The following is a 4,042-nucleotide window of genomic DNA, read 5'->3' on the forward strand; positions in this document are numbered from 1 at the left end:
CAGCGGCCGCGACGGCTCCGGCAAGGAACTAGGCAGCCGTCACCCGGACCGGCATGCTCGCGAGCCCGCGCAGCGAGTTATTGAGCCTGCGCTTCGGCTCCGCCGTGAGCTCGATGGTCTTCACGCGCCTCGCGAGCTCGCTGAAGATCAATTCGCCTTCCAGGCGCGCGATCATCTGACCGACGCAGGCGTGGATGCCTGCGCCGAAACCGACATGCCCGGTCGCGGCCCGTTCCACCTCGAAACGGTCCGGCTTGTCCCAACGCGCGGGATCGCGGTTGGCGGAGGCCATGAACAGCAGCACCTTGCGATGTGCCGGGATCACGCCGCCGCCGATCTCGACGTCGCGGGAGGTGGTGCGAAAGAACGTCTGAATCGGTGAATCGTAACGCAGGCCCTCCTCGAAAGCGTTGCGCGCCAGCTCCGGCTTGTGATGCAGCTTGCGGTATTCCTCCGGATGGGTCGCGAGCGCGAGCAGGGTGTTGCCGATGCCGTTGACCGTGGTGTCGATTCCCGCGGTGAGGAACGGCCGCACCAGGTGCGTCGCCTCGTGCTCGGTGATCTCGCCGTCGTCGGCCGCCTGGTAGATCATCATGCCGAGGCTGTCGGGCCGTAGCGCGTCTCGCGCGCAACATTCCATGATCCAGCTCTGCGCCGCGAGGCCCGCCTTGCGCGACGCGGCCTGGATCTCGTTGTCAGGGCCGAAGCTGTCGAACACGAACGTGCTCCAGGCCAGCAGTTTCTCGCGGCCGTCGGGCCGGATGCCGATCGCATCCGGAAACACCTTCATCGGATAGGCCTCGGCCAGATCGGTCACGGCATCGAACGTGCCTTTGTCGATCAGCTCCGAAACTTTTCTCTCCGCTTCCTGCTGGAACGTCTCGCGCAGCTTTCTTGCGACGCCCGGAGACAGCGTGCGGCCGAGCACCCGCCGGCCCTTGTCATGGTCCGGCGGATCGATCTGCAGCGTCAGCGGCTTTGGCAGCGCCGGGTTCATCCCGTGGAGCCCGACGCCCTCGCCACTGATGAAGGTCTTCCAGTCCTTCAGGGCCGGCTCGACCTCGGCATAGCCTGCCATGGCCCACACGCCGTAACGCTCCAGCGCGAAAGCGGGCCCGAGCGCGCGCAGCGCCTCATAGGCAGGATAGGGGGCGCTCAGGAAGTCGGTCGCGAACGGGTCGACCGGACTGGATACAATGCCGCTCATGGTCAGCTTCCAACGGCTATTGCTTGCTCAGTGGGCATTGACCGTCGCTCTCGGAGCGGAAGGCGTCCTCGCCCTTGATCGTGGCGACGACCTTCAGGAGATCCCAGGTCGAGGTCGACTCGTCGGGAGCCTTGACCTGCAAGAGGTAGAGCGGATGGATCTTGCGTCCGTCCTTGCGAATGTAGCCCTTGCCGAACAGCGGATCGTCGGTCGGCAACTCCTTCATCGCCGCGACCACCGCCTTGCCGTCCTTGGAGCCGCCGACCTTGTCGACGGCCTTGAGATAGTGAATGACCGAGGCATAGACGCCGGCCTGCATGTCGTTCGGATAGGCCTTCGAGGGAATGCGTTCGGCGAAGCGTTTGGCGAAAGCACGCGTGCCGTCGTTCAGATCCCAATAGAACGGGTTCATGATCTGCGCGCCTTGCGCAAACTTCAGGCCGAGTGCGGGCAGGCCGTTCATGCCGAGGATCAATCCGACCAGCTTGCGGTCCTTGGTCAGCCCGAACTCGGCGGCCTGCTTCATCGAGGTGATGGTATCGTCGCCGGCATTGGCGAAGCCGACGACGTTCGCGCCCGACGCCTGGGCCTGGAGCAGGAAAGAGGCGTAATCGGCCGTTCCGAGCGGATGCCGCACGCTGCCGAGCACCTCGCCGCCGGACGCCTTCACGGCCTCTGCGGCTTGCTTCTCGAGATCATGGCCGAAGGCATAGTCGGCGGTGATGAAGAACCACTTCTTGCCGCCCTGCTGCACGATCGCCTTGCCGAGACCGCGCCCATAGGCATAGGTGTCGTAGGTCCAGTGCACGGTGTTCGGCGTGCATTTCTCGCCGGTCAGGAGCACCGTTCCGGCGCCCGACCCGACGAAGACCTTGTTCTTCTCGGCGCTCATGCCGGCCACCGCCAGCGCGATCGACGAGTTCGGCAGGTCGAAGATCGCATCGACACCCTCGTTCTCGTACCAGCGCCGGGCGATACCGATGCCGATATCGGTCTTGTTCTGATGGTCGGCGGCGGCGACCTCGACCGGCTTGCCGGCGGCCTTTCCGCCGTAGTCTTCGACCGCCATTTTGGCGGCGACGACCGAGCCGATGCCCTGATAGCTGGCGAACGGACCCGATTGGTCGTTCAGGATGCCGATCTTCACCACGTCCTGGGCGAATGCCGGTGCGGCCGTCAGCATTGCCGCCAGCATGCATAGTTTATGCAGGAATTTGCTGTTCATTGTTCCCTCCCATGTGCGGTCTTGGTGCCGCTATATAATAGTTATATTTTATAGCTATTTCTGAGAGAGTCAATTCGGCCGACATATGGTCGCCGCCGCGGATCGAGGATCATGAGCTCGAAAGCATTGAGACCCGGAGCCAAGTCCGCTCCGCCATCGGAGACGTCGCTGGACCTGCGCGCGCTGCAGCGGACGCCCGGCTTCATGCTGCGCCTCGCGCAGCTGAAGTTCTTCGAAGCCTTCTACGAGGAGTTCGCCGCCTTGGGCCTGACTCCCGCGACCTATGCGATCTTCGCGATCATTCGCGATAATCCCGGCGTTCCCCCCAGCAGCCTCGCCAGCGTGCTCCGGCTGCGCCTGCCGAACCTGATCAAGATCCTGAACGAGCTCGAATCATCCGGCTTCATCAAGCGCCATCGCTCGAAGTCCGATCGCCGCGCCGTCGAGCTGATGCTCACGCCAAGGGGCGCAAAGCTCATTCAGGACGGGGCAAGGCTGACGCAGCCCTACAATGAACGGATGTTGGCGCCGCTCAGCCAGGCCGAGCAGCGCACGCTGCTCGAACTCCTGAACCGCATTCTGCCGTTCTAGCCTTCTGGGAGCCGACCTGAGGCCGATCGTCGCAAAGCCCGTTACGCCCCGCGGATACGCGGCGGACCCACAGGTTGCTGGAGGAGGCCGCCGGTTCCGTGCCCCAAAATCCACCCAATCGGTGGTCACTAAGCCCCCGGAGGGGGACTTTGCCTCCCGTGGTGGGACTGCGGACTGATGATTGATCTGAGGCGACTAGTCGCGCTGGCAGCCGTTGCACTGCTCGCCTTGGGCCCCGGCATGGCCGCTGCCTCACCCGCCAAGTCGAAGCCCGCTACGGCCGTACCTGCCGCGCCGCCGCCGCCGCCGTTCGAGCCGTTGCCGCCGCCGAATATCTACCTGTTCCGTGGTGCCATGGGCCCGATCTTCTCGACCGGCATGGACCGGCTCGGCGAGAAACTGACGCAGGCCGGCTTCTCCGCCGATGTCTATGAATTCACCCTGTGCCGGTTCATCGGCAATCGCGTCATCGCCAGTTACAAGGAGAAGGCGGCGCCGATCGTGCTGATCGGCCACTCCATGGGCGGGCTGTGCTCGATCGTCATCTCCGAGATGGCGGCCAAGGAGAACATCCCGATCAGCCTCGTCATCGCCGTCGATCCCGCGCACGCGACTGGCGACGTGCCGCTCAATGTCGAGCGCTTCATCAACATCTTCCTGTCCGACAGCGTGCTCGGCGGTGGCGACGTCGTCGCGGTCCCCGGCTTTCGTGGCCATTATGCGAGTTACGACTTGAAGGAAAACGCGCGCGTCTCGCACATCAACATCGAGAAGTCCGACGACATCCATCGCCAGATCGTCGAGATGGTGACGCAGTTGCCGCGCATTCCGCCGCAGACCCAGGCCAATGCCGTGCCGCTGCGCTATCTCGTGCCAGCGGATACCCTGGTCGAATTGTGGGATAGCGGCGTGCGGCTGCCGGTGCGCCGCGGCGACACCATGGAGAGCATCGCCGCCGCCAATCGCGTGCCGCTGTGGACGCTCGCGCAGAGCAATTCGCTGCCGGAGAACGCGCAGCT

The 4,042-nt window shown here is 64.4% G+C and carries 4 protein-coding genes; 2 read left to right on the forward strand and 2 right to left on the reverse strand.

From position 1 onward, the window contains the following. Positions 1–28: 28 nt before the first annotated feature. On the reverse strand, positions 29–1,207 hold the full coding sequence (locus tag MOV75_RS29515) for a cytochrome P450 (protein WP_246930191.1): 1,179 nt from the start codon (positions 1,205–1,207) through the stop codon (positions 29–31). A gap of 16 nt (positions 1,208–1,223) precedes the next feature. Further along, on the reverse strand, positions 1,224–2,432 hold the full coding sequence (locus tag MOV75_RS29520) for an ABC transporter substrate-binding protein (RefSeq protein ID WP_246930193.1): 1,209 nt from the start codon (positions 2,430–2,432) through the stop codon (positions 1,224–1,226). Between the two features lie 111 nt (positions 2,433–2,543). Between MOV75_RS29520 and MOV75_RS29525 the strand changes: the two genes are divergently transcribed. Next, the gene (locus tag MOV75_RS29525; protein ID WP_246930196.1) at positions 2,544–3,023 is read left to right on the forward strand and encodes a MarR family winged helix-turn-helix transcriptional regulator; all 480 of its coding nucleotides are present in this window, start codon (positions 2,544–2,546) and stop codon (positions 3,021–3,023) included. Between the two features lie 177 nt (positions 3,024–3,200). Further along, a partial coding sequence (locus MOV75_RS29530; protein WP_247007082.1) for a LysM peptidoglycan-binding domain-containing protein occupies positions 3,201–4,042 on the forward strand: 842 nt, incomplete at its 3' end.

Source organism: Bradyrhizobium sp. PRIMUS42, assembly GCF_023006515.1.
Classification (GTDB): Bacteria; Pseudomonadota; Alphaproteobacteria; order Rhizobiales; family Xanthobacteraceae; genus Bradyrhizobium.